19 protein-coding genes are annotated in these 16202 nt (G+C 41.7%); 13 read left to right on the top strand and 6 right to left on the bottom strand.

Annotated features, from left to right (window positions below; translation table 11 throughout):
* Positions 1 to 57 precede the first annotated feature (57 nt).
* The 3 genes from ACHOLT_RS17410 to ACHOLT_RS17400 are packed head-to-tail and all read left to right on the top strand — an operon-like array spanning position 58 to position 3778.
* Complete coding sequence (locus tag ACHOLT_RS17410) at positions 58 to 2490, top strand: heavy metal translocating P-type ATPase (RefSeq protein ID WP_425803215.1); 2433 nt, start codon at positions 58 to 60, stop codon at positions 2488 to 2490.
* A 24-nt stretch (positions 2491 to 2514) separates the two neighbouring features.
* Positions 2515 to 3207, top strand: coding sequence for a methyltransferase family protein (locus ACHOLT_RS17405; RefSeq protein ID WP_425803213.1), 693 nt, complete (start codon positions 2515 to 2517; stop codon positions 3205 to 3207).
* Entirely contained in the window at positions 3200 to 3778 is a 579-nt protein-coding gene (locus tag ACHOLT_RS17400) for a Crp/Fnr family transcriptional regulator (protein ID WP_425803211.1), read from the top strand. Before ACHOLT_RS17405 ends, ACHOLT_RS17400 begins: the two co-directional genes overlap by 8 nt.
* 14 nt (positions 3779 to 3792) lie before the next feature.
* Here ACHOLT_RS17400 and ACHOLT_RS17395 read toward each other — a convergent pair whose 3' ends face one another.
* Positions 3793 to 4515 carry a DUF4386 domain-containing protein gene (locus ACHOLT_RS17395; protein WP_425803209.1) on the bottom strand — a complete coding sequence of 241 codons (723 nt, stop codon included), beginning with the start codon at positions 4513 to 4515 and terminating at the stop codon, positions 3793 to 3795.
* A gap of 356 nt (positions 4516 to 4871) precedes the next feature.
* Here ACHOLT_RS17395 and ACHOLT_RS17390 point away from each other — a divergent pair, with 356 nt between their 5' ends.
* The 9 genes from ACHOLT_RS17390 to ACHOLT_RS17350 all read left to right on the top strand — a co-directional run bounded on the left by ACHOLT_RS17390 (position 4872) and on the right by ACHOLT_RS17350 (position 13257).
* Complete coding sequence (locus ACHOLT_RS17390) at positions 4872 to 5453, top strand: DUF4256 domain-containing protein (RefSeq protein WP_425803207.1); 582 nt, start codon at positions 4872 to 4874, stop codon at positions 5451 to 5453.
* Positions 5454 to 5581: 128 nt separating this feature from the next.
* Positions 5582 to 5854 (top strand): zinc ribbon domain-containing protein, encoded by a 273-nt coding sequence (locus ACHOLT_RS17385; RefSeq protein WP_425803205.1) that lies wholly within the window; start codon positions 5582 to 5584, stop codon positions 5852 to 5854.
* 310 nt (positions 5855 to 6164) lie between these two features.
* A complete protein-coding gene (locus ACHOLT_RS17380; RefSeq protein WP_425803202.1) occupies positions 6165 to 6788 on the top strand; it encodes a lactate utilization protein in 624 nt (207 codons plus the stop codon).
* 76 nt (positions 6789 to 6864) lie between these two features.
* Positions 6865 to 9477 (top strand): phosphoenolpyruvate synthase, encoded by a 2613-nt coding sequence (ppsA, locus tag ACHOLT_RS17375; protein ID WP_425803199.1) that lies wholly within the window; start codon positions 6865 to 6867, stop codon positions 9475 to 9477.
* 443 nt (positions 9478 to 9920) lie between these two features.
* Positions 9921 to 10205 carry a LysM peptidoglycan-binding domain-containing protein gene (locus ACHOLT_RS17370; protein ID WP_425808129.1) on the top strand — a complete coding sequence of 95 codons (285 nt, stop codon included), beginning with the start codon at positions 9921 to 9923 and terminating at the stop codon, positions 10203 to 10205.
* An 831-nt stretch (positions 10206 to 11036) separates the two neighbouring features.
* Positions 11037 to 11813, top strand: coding sequence for a HipA family kinase (locus ACHOLT_RS17365; protein ID WP_425803196.1), 777 nt, complete (start codon positions 11037 to 11039; stop codon positions 11811 to 11813).
* Between the two features lie 176 nt (positions 11814 to 11989).
* Entirely contained in the window at positions 11990 to 12370 is a 381-nt protein-coding gene (locus ACHOLT_RS17360; RefSeq protein ID WP_425803193.1) for a DUF6557 family protein, read from the top strand.
* Positions 12367 to 12546, top strand: a complete 180-nt coding sequence (locus ACHOLT_RS17355) for a hypothetical protein (protein WP_425803190.1) — start codon at positions 12367 to 12369, stop codon at positions 12544 to 12546. Before ACHOLT_RS17360 ends, ACHOLT_RS17355 begins: the two co-directional genes overlap by 4 nt.
* 117 nt (positions 12547 to 12663) lie before the next feature.
* Positions 12664 to 13257 carry a YdeI/OmpD-associated family protein gene (locus tag ACHOLT_RS17350; protein WP_425803188.1) on the top strand — a complete coding sequence of 198 codons (594 nt, stop codon included), beginning with the start codon at positions 12664 to 12666 and terminating at the stop codon, positions 13255 to 13257.
* Between the two features lie 260 nt (positions 13258 to 13517).
* On the opposite strand, the gene ACHOLT_RS17345 is transcribed toward ACHOLT_RS17350, so the two are convergent.
* From ACHOLT_RS17345 to ACHOLT_RS17335, 3 genes are all read right to left on the bottom strand, one after another.
* Positions 13518 to 13670, bottom strand: coding sequence for an IS3 family transposase (locus tag ACHOLT_RS17345; RefSeq protein ID WP_425803186.1), 153 nt, complete (start codon positions 13668 to 13670; stop codon positions 13518 to 13520).
* Between the two features lie 89 nt (positions 13671 to 13759).
* A complete protein-coding gene (locus tag ACHOLT_RS17340) occupies positions 13760 to 14125 on the bottom strand; it encodes a rhodanese-like domain-containing protein (RefSeq protein ID WP_425803184.1) in 366 nt (121 codons plus the stop codon).
* Positions 14122 to 14643, bottom strand: a complete 522-nt coding sequence (locus ACHOLT_RS17335; protein ID WP_425803182.1) for a MarR family winged helix-turn-helix transcriptional regulator — start codon at positions 14641 to 14643, stop codon at positions 14122 to 14124. The genes ACHOLT_RS17340 and ACHOLT_RS17335 overlap by 4 nt, the downstream gene beginning before the upstream one ends.
* Before the next feature lie 450 nt (positions 14644 to 15093).
* Here ACHOLT_RS17335 and ACHOLT_RS17330 point away from each other — a divergent pair, with 450 nt between their 5' ends.
* Positions 15094 to 15267 carry a hypothetical protein gene (locus tag ACHOLT_RS17330; RefSeq protein ID WP_425803180.1) on the top strand — a complete coding sequence of 58 codons (174 nt, stop codon included), beginning with the start codon at positions 15094 to 15096 and terminating at the stop codon, positions 15265 to 15267.
* Between the two features lie 100 nt (positions 15268 to 15367).
* On the opposite strand, the gene ACHOLT_RS17325 is transcribed toward ACHOLT_RS17330, so the two are convergent.
* Both ACHOLT_RS17325 and ACHOLT_RS17320 read right to left on the bottom strand, forming a co-directional pair.
* Positions 15368 to 15727, bottom strand: a complete 360-nt coding sequence (locus ACHOLT_RS17325; RefSeq protein ID WP_425803177.1) for a rhodanese-like domain-containing protein — start codon at positions 15725 to 15727, stop codon at positions 15368 to 15370.
* 6 nt (positions 15728 to 15733) lie between these two features.
* A complete protein-coding gene (locus tag ACHOLT_RS17320; RefSeq protein ID WP_425803175.1) occupies positions 15734 to 16147 on the bottom strand; it encodes a MarR family winged helix-turn-helix transcriptional regulator in 414 nt (137 codons plus the stop codon).
* Positions 16148 to 16202: the final 55 nt, after the last annotated feature.

The following is a 16202-nucleotide window of genomic DNA, read 5'->3' as shown; positions in this document are numbered from 1 at the left end:
TTAGAAGCTGGCCAAAGATAGAAATGTTTAACAACAGGTGTTTGGAGGGAAAAGAAGATGTCAGATGCAAACCTGTTTCAATCTGAAGAACGTGTAAAGTATCGTATTGAGGGTGAATTTTGTGCTAATTGCTCTGCCAAAATGGAAAGGACATTGAGTGCAACCGCTGGAATAGGTGAGACCGTGATTAACTATGCCGCGAAGACGGTATTTCTTCCCCCTTCCGCTGTGGAACAGGCCCAAAAAATCATAGAGAAAATTGAACCTGGGGTAAAGCTTGTTCTTGCGGAAACAAAGAAACCGTCGGAAGGGTTAGAAGGTCGTGTTAAATACCGTATCGAGGGCGAGTTCTGTGCTCATTGTTCAGCTAAGATGGAGAAGGCTTTGAGTGAAACGGCTGGAATTGGCACCACCAGTATCAATTACGCTGCGAAGACTGTAATTTTGCCACCCGGCATGGTCCAAGAAGCGCAGCGTATTATGGAGAATATCGAACACGGAGTCAAACTGGTACCTGTGGAGAACCAAAAAGATAAGAGCAGCAACCAGGAACCAGAGAAGTCTCTACTTGGCGGAAAGCTAATAGGCATCATCATAGCCGGAATCCTGTTGGCGATAGGATTGGTTTTCGGTTCGAAGTGGCATGGCACTTCATTGGAACCAGTAGAGTATGTTGTTTACCTGTCGGCTTATGTGTTGGTCGGCTATGAAGTTTTAAGTACGGCATTTAGAAACATTCTTAGAGGTTCGGTGTTTGATGAAAACTTCTTAATGGCTATCGCAACCATTGGTGCTATTGCGATTCACCAGTTGTCAGAAGCTGTTGGCGTTATGCTGTTTTATTCAGTCGGCGAATATATTCAGGCGCGGGCCGTTGACCGTTCCCGCCGTTCCATTCAAGATCTAATGGATATCAGGCCGGATTATGCCAATCTGATTAACCAGTTGGATGTGGTCAAGGTTGATCCTGAAAAAGTGCAAATTGGCCAACACATCATGGTACGCCCAGGCGAAAAAGTTCCACTGGACGGAGAAGTTCTGAACGGGAGTTCATTCCTTGATACATCAGCCTTGACCGGAGAATCCGTACCCCGGCGGGTTAAAGCCGGAGATACTGTTCTGGCCGGTACAATCAATCAATCCGGGGTCCTTACCGTGCGTGTGACTCGTAGATTCGCCGAATCTTCGGTGCAAAAAATCTTAGATTTGGTCGAAAACGCCGGTGCTCGTAAAGCTAACACTGAGAAATTCATTACGACATTTGCCAGATATTATACTCCAGCGGTCGTGATCGTGGCATTGGCGATTGCCTTCTTGCCTCCATTGTTTTTTGGTGGGGTTTTAAATGAATGGTTATATCGTGCTTTAACCATTTTGGTAATCTCCTGTCCATGCGCCCTGGTAGTTTCTATTCCTTTAGGATATTTCGGTGGCATCGGAGGTGCTTCCAAGCAGGGAATTTTGGTTAAAGGAGCCAACTTTTTAGAAGCGTTGACCAAGGTCGGCACCGTAGTTTTTGATAAGACAGGCACCTTGACCCAAGGGGTATTTGAGGTTGTGCAAATCAAACCTGCCTACGGTTTCACTGAGAACGAACTTTTGGAGATTGCCGCAACTGCTGAGGTTCACTCCAGTCATCCTATTGCCAAGTCGATTCGGGATAAGTTCGGCAAGAACATCGATGCTGGACTTATCCAGGGCTATCAAGAAATAAGCGGCAAAGGGATACAAGTGAACCTGCGCGGTCAGGAAGTTCTGGTTGGTAAGGCTGCGTTATTTGAACAGGCAGGGGTAGATGTGCAGGCCGAGGCTGACCATAGAACGGGTACGACGGTTCACCTCGCTGTCAACGGAAAGTATGCGGGATATTTACTCATATCAGATAAACCGAAAGCCGGTGCTCAAGCGACGGTTCAAGCGCTGAACAAGTCTGGGGTCAGAACAGTTATGTTAACCGGTGACCATCAATCCGTTGCGAAAGCTGTATCGGAAGAATTAGGGGTTGCGGAGTATCATGCAGACTTGCTCCCGGAAAATAAAGTGACTTGGTTAGAGAAGCTTATCGAAGATGCGAAGGGACAGGGTAAGGTGGTCTTTGTAGGGGACGGTATAAACGATGCGCCTGTTTTGACACAGGCCGATATCGGAGTGGCGATGGGCGGTTTGGGTTCAGATGCCGCGATTGAGGCTGCCGATGTCGTACTCATGGAAGATCAACCGGAAAAACTGTTAACTGCTATCAGCATTGCCCGCTATACAAAAGTAATCATTTGGCAAAATATCGTTCTTGCCTTGGTTATCAAGCTTGGATTCATTGTTCTAGGAGCTTTTGGTGTGGCAAATATGTGGGAGGCTGTATTTGCGGATGTTGGAGTAGCTTTGCTGGCTATCCTCAATGCAACCAGGGTCAGAACCTATTCGGCACCTCAAACGGGCGACGTTAGTGAGAAAAAGCTGTTTACTGTTTTAAATGGAAGCTCGGCCAAGTAAACGGTTTAAATTTTGGGGGTTTCAATGAATACTTTCTTAAAATTCTATATACCCGTGCTAATAACGACTTTCTTTTTCTGGACATTATTGCTAAGGACTTACGTTCTGTACAAAAAGACAAAGGTTAACCCGCTAACCTTTGGGCGGCAAAAAGAATCTGCTCATGATTATGTTGGTTCTTGGTTCAAGGTCATTCTTCTCGTAGTCTTCGTTTATGGTATTCTTAATTCATTTATTCCTATCCCCAAAATCTCATACTTAGACAATATATTGATCCAGGCTGTTGGTATTGTTTTAACGATAGCTTCATTGATATTTACTATTTATGCTCAGAATGAAATGGGTACTTCCTGGCGTATTGGGATTGATCAAGAAGTTAAAACCCAACTTGTTACTACCGGTCCCTTTGCTTATATCAGAAATCCTATTTTCCTTGGTATGATAGTAATGCTTTTAGGATTGTTTTTCCTAATTCCTACTTATTTTATAGCAGTATTGTTTATATTAAGTTACCTTCTTATTAATATACAAACCAGATTGGAAGAGGAGTATCTGGCCAAAGTTCATGGGAATGTGTATCTTAATTATAAAAAAGGAACCGGAAGGTTCTTTCCTAAATACCCCTTGTTCGATAGCGGCATCATTATTGTATCCTCAAGGCACGTGGAAACGGTGGTAGGGCTTGAAAGAGCAGACGGGAGGGGAGAAAATGAATAAGTATTTGCGACAGTTTATGGAAAGTAACACGCAACTCAGCGAGAGTGAAATGCGGGAGATCATGGAGCGCATCCTTGTCAGCATATATCAAAAAGGAACCGTTCTGCTCAAACAGGGCGATATTTCCGATAAGTGCTATTTCGTCTTAAAAGGCTGCATCCGGCAATATGCCATTGGTGACGACGGCAAGGAAACGACGTATAATTTCTTTACCGAGGGCCAGTCCGTGATATTGTTTAAAAGCTATAAGCAAAAAGTGCCTTCCGCTTATTTTTTATCCTGTCTTGAAGAGTCGACCTTAATTGTCGGGAGCTTGGATTCCGAGGAGAAAATGTACGATCAATTCCCGGAACTGAAAAATATCACCAGGACCATGATGGAGCAAAACTTTGGCCAGGCCCAGGATGACACCGCCCTGCTGATGGGTGCCGCACCGGAAGAGCGTTATTTGAGGCTTTTGGAAAAAAGACCTGGCTTGATAAAACGCGTCCCTCAGCACCAACTGGCCAGCTATTTGGGGATAACCCCGGAATCATTAAGCAGGATCAAGAAAAGGCTCACCCCGCCCTGACGGAGTGATTCTCGCTAATGGGTGGCTGCCTTGGCAGTTCTGCCGCCTTTGACCAAAAGCCATATACCGAAAAGGAGCTCTCCGAGGGCCATGGGCAGGCTGAGGATATTTTCAAGAATTACTGTCATGTGTTCAACCTGCGGGAAGAATACATGAAGCAAATGAACTATAATATAGCTCATTGCGGCGATCAACAAAAGGATCCCAAGGATTTTTGGGATAAATCCCGACTTCAGTACAAGCTTGCCGATAACCAGTAAATGAAGCCCAAAAACGATCAGGCCAAACGACCACATTTTATTAAATGCATCGATAAACAGCATCACCTGCGCATTCAACTGAGCCGACTGCATAGCCAGAGTGCCGTCTCCGCTTACTATCAGCAATACGTAGACTAAATTCAGTATCGCCGAGCCCAGAATGGCGCAATAAATTAAACGAAACCATGCGCCCAGCAGTGCCATACTGTTGTCCACTTGTTTCAAAAAGCTATACAGCGCCCAGGATACGATGATGTCGCTCACTAAAATGACGAGCCATCCGAAAATGCCGCCGCGAAAAAGAGCTAAAGAGTTAAAAATATTACTTGCTGTGGCATTGGCGTCACCCTTTACGATTAGGCTGCTGTTGACAAATCCGACGGTAAAAGCCGCACATCCCGCCATGACGAACATTGCGATTCCGGCAATGATGACTGCTCTGCGTTGTGAGATTATTTCCGTTTCAAATACAGTCATTATTATACCCCCTTTGTTAAGATGATTTTAGCAACGCAGACGCGGCATTTCATTGACTTAAATCAAGAAAACGCGATTTTTTTATCTTGAAAAGGCTAGGAAGGTTTGAAATTCAACGGATGAAAGGCTCCGAAGGATTATCTGGCGGTGTAATAACAAGTACGTTGAAGCGGACGTATTGGCAGGCCCTGATAAGTTGCAGTGGGTATGAGCGTTTTAATTTAAAGCAATAAATTTTCTCGGGCAGTAAAGTATAAAGTATGAACTTATGCACAAAATAAAATCTGCTTATTGCTCCGCAAAATTTGGTCAAGTTGGCTTTACTCAAGAGTTAAAACAATAAGGGAGAAACTAACATGACAAAAATAAATAAAATCAGCGATAAAAAGGAGTTGTCATCAGAACAACGTGAAGAACTACTCAGAATATTGAAAGACCGTTTTGAGAAAAACATGAATCGCCATAAAGGACTTGAATGGGCAGAAGTACAAGCAAAGCTCGAAGCTAATGCTGAAAAACTGTGGTCGCTCAATGAAATGGAAATAACTGACGGAGAACCGGATGTTGTTTGTCATGATAAAAAGACGGACGAATATATTTTTTATGATTGCTCAGCGGAAAGTCCTAAAAGTCGCAGAAGTGTTTGTTACGACCGTGAAGCACTGGAGTCAAGGAAAGAGCATAAACCAGAAAACAACGCTATTGATATGGCTGCTACCATGGGCATTGAGATTTTAACGGAAGAGCAATACCGGGAGCTGCAGAAATTTGGAAATTTCGATACAAAAACATCGAGCTGGGTGAAAACACCTGTTAATATTAGAAAACTGGGCGAGGCCATCTTTTGTGATCGTCGCTACGACACTGTCTTTGTGTACCACAATGGTTCAGAATCCTACTATGCTGCCAGGGGTTTTCGTGGCTCGCTAAGGGTCTAAATTTTGGTGTGAAACGCTGCCACATTACATTTATATACAGAACCATCTATATCCTTTATAATAAATTCAATTCACATTTGTAATATAAGCAAGCTTTTGATTATGTATTTATATACTATACGAAAGGAATGATAAAATTGACAGAAATAGCAATGTGTCAAAGTTGTGGTTTACCGTTTAACGAAGAACATGCCCATTTCATAGCAACAGAACCAGACGGAAGTAAAAGCATTTACTGTACAAATTGCTATAAAGACGGAAAATTTATTAATCCGACTATATCTATGAAAGAAATGATTGAGTTAATTGTACCTATTTTGGGAAGAGCAATAGGCGAGGAAGAAGCAAGAAAAGAAATGTCAACTTTATTACCAACGCTTAAGCGCTGGAAAAAAGTATAATCTGCGTAAAACTTAATATACAATAGTTCTTATATTAACTAAAGAAGCCTGATTATAGAGGCTCAATCATTAAGGTGGCAAGGTAACAAAAAACCCTCATTCGTTGAGGGTTTTTTTTATAAGCCGTCCTTTGCGGAGATATTGATTTCTTACCTTTGAATGCTTTCCCTAATTTAAGTATAACATATGGGAAATGGAAAATATAGACTATTTATTTTCGTTCTCAGTTGTTAAAATACAACAGTCATATTCTCTGGATCTCATTAGATTCTTTATGTTTCGAAAAAATCAAGTTTATGGGAGGAGCAGTATGAACCCTAAAGAATGCTATAATGCCTTATTCGCACAGAAGCTAATCGAAGAATTTGAAAAACGGAATATGGAAGGATTTTATTGCGAGACAAAAGAAGATGCCCTCAAAAAAGTTCTTGAGATGATACCCGTAGATAGTTTTGTTTCTTGCGGAAGTTCCGCTACTCTTGATGAAATTGGTTTGCGGACCGCATTAAAAAATGAAGGATACAACTTTTTAGACCCGAAAGACGCACAAGGTGCTAAAGCTATGGAAAAAGCTGCACATCAGGCATTAGCTGCAGATTACTTTTTAATGAGTTCCAACGCTATTTCAGCTACCGGCGAGCTGGTAAATATTGATGGCATAGGCAACAGGGTAGCCGCGCTGATTTTTGGGCCGAAAAATGTAATAGTGATAGCAGGACTTAACAAAGTCGAGCCGAATTTGGATGCAGCTATATTAAGAGTGAGAAACTATGCCGCCCCCCTTACATGTCTAATATTCAAGCAGGACTACTCCTCTTTTGATGAACTTTCTAAAGCAGCCGAATGGGGATGCAGTCAGCTTGTAATTACTAATAAGTCCATGGCTAAAGGCAGGATCAAGGTGATAATTGTTGGAGAAAGCTTGGGTTTCTAGATTGGATGAAATAGCAAGAGAAGAAGAGTATTTGCAGATTCCTCGCGAAATTTCGTATCGATAAAAGGAGAAAAATATGAACACCTATATACTTGGCTTTCAGGAGATCGACAGAACAAAGTTAACGGTTGCAGGGGGCAAGGGTGCAAATTTAGGTGAACTGTCCGGAATCGAGGGCATACGGGTGCCCCAAGGTTTTTGCATTACCACCGAAGCGTATAAAAAGATAGCCGAAAATAATCACGAGCTTAATAGCTTGTTGGATGAATTGACGCGTCTGAGGGCGGAAGACAGGAAAAATATCGGCGAAATCAGCGCAAAAATCCGTATGGCCATCGAAAGAATACCCATTTCTAAAGATATAGAAGGGGAGATCACATATTATCTCTCAAAGCTTGGTGAAAAAAACGCCTATGCCGTACGTTCCAGCGCCACTGCTGAGGATTTGCCGATTGCCTCCTTTGCGGGCCAGCAGGATACGTATCTGAACATTATCGGCAGGGAGGCAATCCTTAAGCATGTCAGCAAGTGCTGGGCCTCGCTGTTTACCGAACGGGCAGTAACCTACCGCCTGCAAAACGGCTTCGACCACCGAAAAGTTCACCTGTCTGTGGTTGTTCAGAAGATGGTCTGCCCTCAGGCATCAGGAATTTTGTTTACTGCCGATCCCGTCACTTCCAATAGGAAGGTTTTATCCGTTGATGCCGGTTTCGGACTTGGCGAGGCCTTGGTCTCCGGCCTGGTGAATGCTGATCTCTATAAAGTGCGTAACGGCAAGGTGATCGATAAGAAGGTATCTACCAAGAAGCTGGCCATTTATGCCTTAAAAGAGGGCGGTACGAAAGAGCAGGAGATTGAGCCTGAGCGGCAGAATAGGCAAGTGCTGGCGGATGAGCAGATTTTGCAGCTTGAGCGCCTGGGCCGAAAGATCGAAGAACATTTTGGCCCCCCCCAGGACATCGAATGGTGTTTGGCTGATGATGCGTTTTACATTGTCCAGAGCCGGCCAATCACTGCTTTATATCCCATCCCGGAAGCAAATGATCAGGAAAATCACGTCTATGTATCGGTCGGTCACCAACAAATGATGACCGATCCCATCAAACCATTGGGATTGTCATTATGGCAGTTAACAGCTGCCCGACTCATGTATAAAGCTGGTGGAAGGTTGTTTGTTGATGTGGCACAAATGTTAGCCTCACCTGACAGCAGAAAAATATTATTCAATAATATGGGGCAACACGATCCGCTCATGAAAGACGCACTCATGACCATAATCGAGCGAGGAGATTTCATAAAATCGTTACATGATGACAAGAAGGAACAGAATCCCGGCAAAAGCAAAGGTATGCCGTCTTCGGGTTTTCATACACAAATCGAAAACGATCCGACCATCGTTGCCGATTTGATGAAGCGCAGTCAAACATCGATCGAGGAGTTAAGACAAAGCATCCAAACGAAATCAGGAGCGGATTTACTGGATTTTATCCTGGCAGATATCCAGGAATTAAAGAAGATTTTATTTGCTCCTGAAAGTTCGGCTGTGTTTATGGCTGCTATCAATGCTTCGGCCTGGATCAATGAAAAAATGAACGAGTGGTTGGGAGAAAAAAACGCAGCCGATCCTCTTTCCCAATCGGTGCCTAACAATATTACGGCGGAAATGGGTCTGGCGCTGTTGGATGTGGCCGATGCGATTCGACCCTATCCGGAAATCATTGCCTATTTACATCATGTAAAAGATGATAACTTTTTGGCTGAACTGGTGAAGTTTGACGGCGGACGGGAAACCCGGGACGCTATCTATGGTTATCTCAACAAATACGGAATGCGCTGTGCCGGGGAAATCGATATTACGAAAACCCGTTGGAGCGAAAAACCAATCACCCTTGTTCCCATGATTCTCAGCAACATCAAAAACTTTCAGCCTCATGCCGGCCGGCGGAGATTTGAGCAAGGGCGGCGTGTTGCTTTGCAAAAAGAACAGGAGTTATTAGAGCGCTTGCAGCCATTACCGGATGGTGAACAAAAAGCCCAAGAAACAAAACGAAGGATCGACCTGATCCGGAATTTCATCGGTTATCGTGAATATCCCAAATACGGCATGATCAGTCGTTACTTCGTTTATAAGCAGGCTTTACTGAAAGAAGCCGAACAACTCGTACAGGCAGGCGTTATTCATGAAAAAGAAGATATCTACTATCTCACGTTTGAAGAACTTCGCGAAGCCGTACGCACCAATAAACTGGATTACCGGATCGTAAGCATTCGCAAAGACGAGTACAAATTATATGAAAAACTAACTCCCCCACGGGTGATCACGTCTGACGGTGAAATCATTGCCGGGGAGTACAAACGCGAAGATCTCCCGGCCGAAGCGATTGCAGGCTTGTCGGTTTCGTCCGGAGTAATCGAGGGACGGGCGCGTGTCATCTTAAACATGGAAGACGCTGATCTGGAAGAGGGAGATATCTTAGTCACCTCCTTTACCGACCCGAGCTGGACTCCATTGTTTGTATCTATAAGAGGCCTGGTCACCGAAGTTGGCGGACTGATGACCCATGGAGCAGTTATCGCCCGTGAATACGGCTTGCCGGCAGTTATCGGAGTAGAAAATGCTACCAAACGGATCAAAGATGGGCAACGAATTCGCGTGCATGGAACAGAAGGGTATGTAGAAATCCTATAATGGGGAAGATGTTATCTAGGCGGCCCAATCAGGGTCGCTTTCTCATTTTGAAAAGAATAACTATATCGCAAAACGAACGCCTTAAAAAGCTTAATGCCATTGCTATAAGTCAAATGAAACTGCTGACAGAGGATCATAGAGTAATGGCACTTGAAGAAAATCCTAGAAAACAAAACATAAACGTCTGACTACCAAATAAGAGCGACCAAAAGCAATTTTCCGAAATTTTCGGATAGTTAAAACCGGAGGATCTTGATCTTAATAGTTAACTAGAATCTGTAGTCAAAATATTATTTGGATAATAACATGTGCAGCAAAATGTGCACAATTTCATAGCACCTCTTAAATTAAATAAATTCTCTTATAAAAGTACGTGCACAGAAAAAATCTGTCCCGCCATAAAATGAATATGGTCAAATATGGAAAATGAGAGGATGTTTGTGATGTTCTATATAGTTGAACCCGGAGATTCTCTGTATAATATTGCGATGCAGTTTCATACAACGGTCAGACATTTGAAGGATTTAAATCCTCAAATTAGCAATCCTAATAGAATTTATGTTGGTGAAAGAATTGAGGTCGGTAAACAATGGGTTCTCAATCCATGGCGCGGAAACGAATGGCAGATAGGCATGGAAGAATATCAAAGGGGTATGGCAGAATATCGAAGGGGCCGCGCGGAGTATCATAGGGGCCGTGCAAAAGCCTCAAGACATCGCGGTCGGTAAAAAGATTAGTATGGGTTAGGTAATCAATGGGAGGATGGCTGACGGTAGGTATAAAAAGGATCGTAAAGTTATGATCCTTTTCGCTTTGGCAAAATAAAGAAACTCTTTTATTGCACTTAGGTTCCTAGACCCTACGCTGAACGATAACAGATGACGATTGCGAGCATATTCCGACGAGGAACTGGCAAACGTCTCAGAGAGACAGAACAACATTGCACGGAAATATAGCAATGGACAAGCTAGAAAGAAGATTAAGCAAATGAAGCCTATTGCTGATCGGCACTTATGGTAGTATGAGTTTGGTAATTACTTATACAAGGGAGAAGAAAAATCAATGATAAGGAAAATCGGTCAAATTATGTTGTATGTAAATAACCAAGATGAGGCACTGCATTTTTGGACAGAAAAAGTAGGATTTTGTACATAACTGGAAGTTGAAATAAGCTTACGCTAAGTTATCCGATGGTAAATCACTATGTAAGTTGCCCCTTGCTAAGTTCAAGAATCCGCCTTGATAAAGCTTAGCCAGCAGTCAAGTACCGAGTCTTGCGTGGTTCATGGTAACATGTACTCGGCGGACTGCTTGTTAGTTGTCATTTGTTGTCGTTCTGCGTAGGTTCCTGGAACCTCTGAGAAACGACAAGTTTCGCAGAGTACTTATGATACGTTTCTCCGCGCTGTTTATAACGGCAAGTTTTAGGACCATCCTTGGAGGATGGTCCTTTCCACAAGAATAAGGCCTGAAAATTCCAGAAATCCCTTTTTGTCCAGTACTCTTTCACTTCTTTTGAATATAGTAAAGTAACATTGTAGTAATGGAGTGTTGGAGCCATGACATCTTTAAAACCGGTAAAATATTTGGAGACTCTGTCTGGAAAAGCTGCACATTTATTATTATTTACTGATGGAAATCGTTATGCGGTAAAATGTAAAAACAATTTCCACGGAACAAGGGAGCTGGTAAACGAGTTCGTTATCGCCAGATTAGGGCAGCTACTTTCTTTACCTGTAGTACCATTTGAAATTGTGCATATGTCAAAGGAGCAGATTCAGTATATACCGGAAAAGTTTTCTTCCAATTACAAACCAGGCAAACAGTTTGCAAGCCTTTTTATAGATAATTGCATCGGCCTCTCTAAGAAACCTCCTCACCCGACTAAAAATGAAATCAAAAATCACCAGGTTTTGGCCGGAATTTTCGTCTTCGACCATTGGGTGCATAACGCCGACCGCACAAAAAGCAACATCCTTTTAGAACGGTTGCCGGAAGGCAAATATAATATTCATATGATCGATCACGGAAAATGTTTTTCGGGAGGATACAAATGGAATGAGGCAACGCTGCAAAAGCGTAAAGGATTTAAAAAAGATTCTATCGTTCATATTTGGGCAGCGGGCATGCTGGAAGATTTAACGATCGTATCTTCATATATTGAACAAATCTTGGCTTTGCCGGAAGTGTCAATCGAAGAAGTGATTAGGGAAATTCCCGAGGACTGGGACGTACCGCTTCAAGACAGAGAGGCGCTTATTATCTATCTCAAAGAACAGAAAAAAACATTTGCCGATTCGGTATATAAATTTATAAAGAAATATGGGAATGCCTGAAAAATCAATTGTTGTTTACTCAACTTTCGCAGAGCGAAAAATGAGCTGAAACCTTGGTATTAACGGAAAAGAAATTGATTTAAATGCTCATTGACAATAGAAAACACCTCTTTTCTTTGGTATAGTGAAAGTCGAGCAAAACCCACTATCACATAGAATTAAGAGGTGTTTTCTACATGATAGCTCAAAGAGAGCAAAAGAATCAACTACCCAAAGAAATTCAACCGGCATTTAAGGAACTAAAAGTTTTCAACCAACTAAAGGGATTGCCGCCGGAGGTGAATGACGGTGACCTTAAATTGGCTGTAGTAAAGGTTGAAGATGAGTTTCATACGGGAGCATTTAACTATGAGGTTTTTGGAGTTAAGACTGATGATAAAGAACGCTATGGATTAGAATTAACACCCTGGAGAAAATGGCTATCCTTGGAAGTCTTAGATAAATGCATTAATACATATAGCCCTGAGGTTGGTGCGGCACACTCCTTATACAAGCTGACGTCCTTTGGTTATGATGCCGATGAAATAGAAGCTGGAATTAAAAAAATCGCAGCATGAAGGAATGCTGCGAAGAAAGTGAAAACGGAACAGCGGAGTATATTCCATGGGAAGTGGTATGTAAGAAATTTGGATACGTTGATAGTCGGACAGAGGAAGAAAAAGAGCGGCAGCGTAAACAATTAGAACAAATAATTGCTAATAATAAGAAGATTTATGAAGACATGTTACCATAGAAACTAGCCGTCAAGGGGATGCCAGAGTGATGCGGCATCTTTTTTTGTATCCTCAAGGCACGTTGAAGTTGTCACGCAACTTGTCAGAATCGAAAAATCGAAGAGGGGTGTACCTTGATGACAAATAGTAGAATGAACCCTAAGGTTGATGGATTTTTAAGTAAAACAAAACAGTGGCGGGAAGAATTTGAGAAATTGAGAATGATCATTCTTGACTGTCAGCTGACCGAAGAATTGAAGTGGGGTAAACCTTGTTACTCTTTTCAGGGAAGTAACATAGTTTTAATACATGGATTTAAAGAATACTGTGCGCTTCTGCTTTTCAAAGGTGCCCTATTACAGGATGCCAATGGTATTCTGGTCCAACAAACGGAGAATGTGCAGGCAGGGCGCCAGATCCGGTTCACCGATGTTCGAGAAATCGTTGAGATGGAAACCCTCTTGAAAACCTATATTCATGAAGCCATTGAAGTTGAAAAAGCCGGTTTGGAAGTGAATTTCAAAAAGAATACAGAATTCGTAATTCCTGAAGAATTGCAAAATAAATTCGATGAAATCCCTGCTTTCAAAACTGCTTTAGAATCATTGACGCCGGGACGGCAAAGAGCATACATTCTTCATTTTTCTCAACCCAAACAATCCAAAACTCGAGCGTCAAGGGTTGAGAAATGGTTGCAGCAGATTTTGAATGGAAAAGGATTAAATGATTAGTATATTCGATGGACTCCATTTCAGAGGGGGAACAGTCTGAAATACATACAGAAAGTTGTGTTCTATTGCAACGGACGGAGAAATAGAAAAATGAATATCTGATATATAAAAAGCGTGAAGGTTGAATAAAGTGGTCCCAATGTCAAGGACATTTAAAAAAAAGAGTATGATAAAGCGTCACAGCTAGTAATTATAGTTGTGACGCTTTTGCTATACCTTTATTAGGATAATATCCTGTTCATAAATATTCTGCATACTGATTAGGAGCAAGCTTTGCCAGTTCCCATTGAATAACGCTCTTTATTATAATAATCCATGTAATCATTCACTTCTATACAAAGCTCTTCATAAGTTGTGCATTTAGCAAGATGTATTCCATTATATTGCTGCTCAACCCTACCAGAGCAATCCACTTAAGAATGATACAGTGCTGCACGACTGATCCACTAGAATTGACCACTTACACGCCAAGCAGGGTTATCATGATAATTATTACAGTATTCTATGTCAGTGATTCGATAGGAAGATTCATGCCTTTCCAACCTTCAAGCGCACCTGCTAATTCATAGGCATCGAAACCGTGCTTCAACAAAATCAGCAACGCTTGTTTACCAAGAATTGTTCCCCCTGTCCAATCATAAACAACATATGTTTTACTTTTATTCAGTGTATCAAGCACTTGTTCAAGATTCCTAGCAGGAATAGCAATTGCTCCTTTGATCTGGTCTTTCTTAACTGCTGCGGGTGCATTTCTTACATCTAAAATCACATAAGGTGATTCTGGTTGATCCAAATACTCCACGACAACTGAATGATTTATATACAGACTCATATATGTTTCTAATAACTGAATTTGTGCTTCTTTCATATTATTTCCTCCATTTTTAATTTCTTTGTACCGTCAGACAATTTATGCAACAAGGTATTCAACACATTCAATTCATCCGCACTAAAAGAGGAGAATATTTTCTCAACAAGCAAAAAATTATACGGAAGAAAGGCTTCAAGAACCTGACGACCCTCTGTACTCAACTGAACTGAGGCTGAACGTTTATCCTTTTCTGAAGCTATTTTTAAAACTAGATGATCTTTTTCCATGCGCTTGATCAGCTTGCTTGCAGTAGCGCGTGTAGAACCAAGTTTTTCTGCAACTAGCGATGGACTAAGTGGCTCATTATCAGAATGAAACAGCAACATCATCACAATAAAGCTAGACTCGCTCAGTCGATACTTTTCAAGCAAACGACCATATTCTTTCTCCAAATCACGATATGTCCACTGCAAGTTCAGAAATGTTAAGACAAGGGACGGATCAATTTCTGAACGGTTTTTCATTGCTTTAAGGATTCGCTCACTTGTTGGACGATCTTTGAATGTATATTCCATTGAATAAACTCCTCATTTGATTAGCCGGCTAATTAAATTATAGCACCTTCTCCAATAAAGTCAAGTAGTTTTTTTGTTAGGGAAGATGTAGAAGTAGAATACAAAGCCAATGATGATTGCTGGTGGTAAGGATAATAGATTATTATTGATAAATGTGTTCCTAATACTTTCAAAACTTCCATAGTTCCTTGTTGTAGTATGGAACTAAGGAAGTTTTAAATGAGTTGACAATCATACTCAGTACAAATATAAGAATAATGCCTTCCACCAAGGGGATACCAGAGGGGTATGACATCTTTTTTGACAACTCAAGACACGTTGAGAGTATAGTTTTGATGACGAATAGTGGTTTGAACGACAAATAAGGCACGTCCACACTATATGTAGTGGTTTTGGAGCAAAAATTGAGCAAAAATCGAAGCAAAAAAGTACAAATTTTGACCCGTTTTTTTGGCTGTTTTCATAGATGACAAGGGGTCGTTGGAAGGATATGATCTCCAAAACGGGAATTTTGCACAGGAAAATTCAAAGGCATCAGGACAGCAAATCTTGATGCCTTTGTTTTTGGCTCTTTTAAACGTTATTGCTGATACACAGCCATTTGCGAACATGACTCTAACTTGACGACTCGTTTCTTAATTGCATTCCCGCAGCATTGATCCAATGGTCATGTGAAAAAGACGAAGTGTTGCAGGCAAGTGCATCAAATTGGCAGGGTAAGCTATTATTCCGCGGGTTCAACAGGAAAGCCCATCGTTGTCCAGGCTGCAATACCACCTGTCAGTTCAAGGACATCGTATCCATTTTCCAACAATACAATGGCTGCTTTTGCGGCCATGTTACACCATGTTTCCCAGCAATACACAACAATAATTTTGTCTTTCGGTAGCTCACCCAGTCTGTCTGATAGATGCATTAAAGGAATGTGACTAGCTCCTTCAATTTTCTGTTTCATAATATGCGGCGGAGCATTGCGCACATCAACCACTAGAAACTTGTCCGGCTCAGCCTTCGCTGCCTGCATAAAATCCATGGGGCTGATGGTTGCCTCAATTTTCGCTTTAAAATAATCCATTTTACTCATGATGTTTTACTCCTTTTCAATTATATCTAGCAATCTAAATAATTGCTGGATTTCATCCTCATTAAGCATTTGCAGGAATACACTCTCACAGTTTTTCATATCTGCCCACAGAGACGTAATGAGTTCTTTTCCGGCATCGGATAAAACGAGGCAATAGGCACGTCTATCCGAAGGGTGTTTTACACGCATGACAAGCTGTTTTTCTTCAAGCTGATCAATAATTTGCCCCATTGTTGTTTGATCCACCCGTTGAAGAGTAGCAACCTCTTTTTGCGTAATGTTTTGATGCTCGTGAATAATCAGCATCGCGCCATTCTGTTTAGATGTAATACCAGCCTTATTCAGGCGGTCAGCAAAGAGTTCAAACATACGTTGCGACGCTTTTGCCAGCTTAAATCCTAAAGACTCTTCAATTTTCATCTGTAATCTCCGTACAATATAATAAGTTTAACTGATTATCAGCATAGCTTACTAT

Origin of the sequence: Desulfitobacterium nosdiversum, assembly GCF_049860565.1 — a bacterium.
Lineage (GTDB): Bacteria > Bacillota > Desulfitobacteriia > Desulfitobacteriales > Desulfitobacteriaceae > Desulfitobacterium_A > Desulfitobacterium_A nosdiversum.
The sequence above is the reverse complement of the archived record's forward strand: the minus strand, read 5'-3'. Positions and strand labels throughout refer to the sequence as shown.

What these genes read in the sequence shown, in the direction of transcription:
- ACHOLT_RS17390 (WP_425803207.1), top strand. Translation starts at nt 4,872, where the DNA reads ATGACAAAAATAAATAAAATCAGCGATAAAAAGGAGTTGTCATCAGAA.
- ACHOLT_RS17335 (WP_425803182.1), bottom strand. Translation starts at nt 14,643, where the DNA reads ATGGAATATACATTCAAAGATCGTCCAACAAGTGAGCGAATCCTTAAA.
- ACHOLT_RS17320 (WP_425803175.1), bottom strand. Translation starts at nt 16,147, where the DNA reads ATGAAAATTGAAGAGTCTTTAGGATTTAAGCTGGCAAAAGCGTCGCAA.
- ACHOLT_RS17350 (WP_425803188.1), top strand. Translation starts at nt 12,664, where the DNA reads ATGACAAATAGTAGAATGAACCCTAAGGTTGATGGATTTTTAAGTAAA.
- ACHOLT_RS17360 (WP_425803193.1), top strand. Translation starts at nt 11,990, where the DNA reads ATGATAGCTCAAAGAGAGCAAAAGAATCAACTACCCAAAGAAATTCAA.
- ACHOLT_RS17355 (WP_425803190.1), top strand. Translation starts at nt 12,367, where the DNA reads ATGAAGGAATGCTGCGAAGAAAGTGAAAACGGAACAGCGGAGTATATT.
- ACHOLT_RS17405 (WP_425803213.1), top strand. Translation starts at nt 2,515, where the DNA reads ATGAATACTTTCTTAAAATTCTATATACCCGTGCTAATAACGACTTTC.
- ACHOLT_RS17370 (WP_425808129.1), top strand. Translation starts at nt 9,921, where the DNA reads ATGTTCTATATAGTTGAACCCGGAGATTCTCTGTATAATATTGCGATG.
- ACHOLT_RS17385 (WP_425803205.1), top strand. Translation starts at nt 5,582, where the DNA reads ATGATAAAATTGACAGAAATAGCAATGTGTCAAAGTTGTGGTTTACCG.
- ACHOLT_RS17400 (WP_425803211.1), top strand. Translation starts at nt 3,200, where the DNA reads ATGAATAAGTATTTGCGACAGTTTATGGAAAGTAACACGCAACTCAGC.
- ACHOLT_RS17365 (WP_425803196.1), top strand. Translation starts at nt 11,037, where the DNA reads ATGACATCTTTAAAACCGGTAAAATATTTGGAGACTCTGTCTGGAAAA.
- ACHOLT_RS17410 (WP_425803215.1), top strand. Translation starts at nt 58, where the DNA reads ATGTCAGATGCAAACCTGTTTCAATCTGAAGAACGTGTAAAGTATCGT.
- ACHOLT_RS17340 (WP_425803184.1), bottom strand. Translation starts at nt 14,125, where the DNA reads ATGAAAGAAGCACAAATTCAGTTATTAGAAACATATATGAGTCTGTAT.
- ppsA (WP_425803199.1), top strand. Translation starts at nt 6,865, where the DNA reads ATGAACACCTATATACTTGGCTTTCAGGAGATCGACAGAACAAAGTTA.
- ACHOLT_RS17380 (WP_425803202.1), top strand. Translation starts at nt 6,165, where the DNA reads ATGAACCCTAAAGAATGCTATAATGCCTTATTCGCACAGAAGCTAATC.
- ACHOLT_RS17325 (WP_425803177.1), bottom strand. Translation starts at nt 15,727, where the DNA reads ATGAGTAAAATGGATTATTTTAAAGCGAAAATTGAGGCAACCATCAGC.
- ACHOLT_RS17395 (WP_425803209.1), bottom strand. Translation starts at nt 4,515, where the DNA reads ATGACTGTATTTGAAACGGAAATAATCTCACAACGCAGAGCAGTCATC.